Source organism: uncultured Campylobacter sp., from assembly GCF_938031315.1.
Taxonomy (GTDB): Bacteria; Campylobacterota; Campylobacteria; order Campylobacterales; family Campylobacteraceae; genus Campylobacter_B.
Genome location: NZ_CALHHT010000366.1, coordinates 1 through 1,430 on the forward strand (window position 1 = coordinate 1; position 1,430 = coordinate 1,430).

At 42.6% G+C, this 1,430-nt stretch carries 2 protein-coding genes; both read left to right on the top strand.

Features of this window, described 5'->3' with window-relative positions:
- The coding region (locus Q0236_RS08885) for an insulinase family protein (RefSeq protein WP_297916996.1) at window positions 1-890 on the top strand (890 nt) is incomplete at its 5' end.
- A partial coding sequence (locus Q0236_RS08890; RefSeq protein ID WP_297916998.1) for an SbmA/BacA-like family transporter occupies window positions 890-1,430 on the top strand: 541 nt, incomplete at its 3' end. The genes Q0236_RS08885 and Q0236_RS08890, both read left to right, overlap by 1 nt.

The window sequence follows — 1,430 nt, forward strand, 5'->3', positions numbered from 1 at the left end:
TTACAAAATACAAAACCGACGCGCTTTCGGCGATTGCGCTACGAGACGAGACGGCGGAATTTAAATTCGGCGAGCAAATTTTAAAATCTCTATATTCAGGAGATACGGCTCGCAAGCAGCCGCTTAGCGTAGATGACGTAAAGAGCGCAAATCTTGCCGATTTACAGCGCGATGCGGATGAAATTTTTTCAGGTGCTGGAGATTTTATCTTTGTGCTTAGCGGCGATTTTGAGCCTGCGCGCGCGAAACAAATTCTAGCCAAATATATCGGCAATCTAAAGCCCGGCACAAGCAGCGCTACGCCTAAAACTTTGATGCTAAATACTTCTAGCGGCGAGATTGTGCAAGACTACGGCGATAGTGATAAAAGCGAAGTTCGGATGATTTTTTCAAACTATGAGCTGCAAAATTTTGACTTTTCAGACACTTATAAATTTCAAGCGTTAAAAAGCGTGCTAAGCAATCGCATCGTCGAGCAAATCCGCGAGGCGCGCGGACAAATTTACTCGGCGATGGTGCATAGCGCCTATGTGCGTGAGCCACAAATCGCAGCGAGCTTGAACGTATCGTTTTCTACCGAACCGAAAGATGCCCGTGCCGTTGCAGCAAGCGTGAGTGAAATTTTAAAACAGATCGAAAGCTCCGGTGCGAAAGATAGCGAGCTTTCAAATTTTAAAAAAGCGCAAATTCTATCAACCAAAAGAGCTGCGCAGACGAATGATTTTTGGCTTGGAAATATCACTGCACACGAGCTTTACGGCTATCCACTCTATGACGAAAAAAGCTATGCGGCAAGCATAAACGCAGTAAAAAGCGCGGATGTGCAAAAAGCCGCGCAAATGCTAAGTGATAGGCTATTTACAGCGATTTTAAATCCAAAGGAGCATTGATGTTTGCTTCATTTTTTAAAAACAAAAAATGGGCATTTTGGGCATATTCTGGAATATTTTTTCTAATTGCGATTAATTGGTATCAAACTACCTTAAATGTGAGAATAAACGAATGGTACCGCGCGTTTTATGATATGTGCCAAAACATAGATCGTCATACACTAAATGATTTCTATACGCAGATGAAAGTTTTTTTATGGATAGCGATGCCCTACGTAGTCTCTGCGATTTCAGAACGATATGCAGCTCGTATTTGGACATTTAAATGGCGGGAAGCGATGACCTTTTCTTATTTTTCATACTGGAAAAAGGTAAGTAAAGATATCGAGGGAAGCTCGCAACGTATCCAAGAAGATATCTTTCGCTTCTCAAGAACTATCGAGGAAATGGGTACGAGAGTGCTTTCGGCAGCTATGACACTGTTTGCATTCATACCTGTGCTATGGGGGCTTAGTAGCAACGTTCCTTTTGAATTTCTAAAAAAAATCCCGGGCTCACTTGTTTGGATTGCACTTGCAATCAGCATCGGTGGGCTAATAA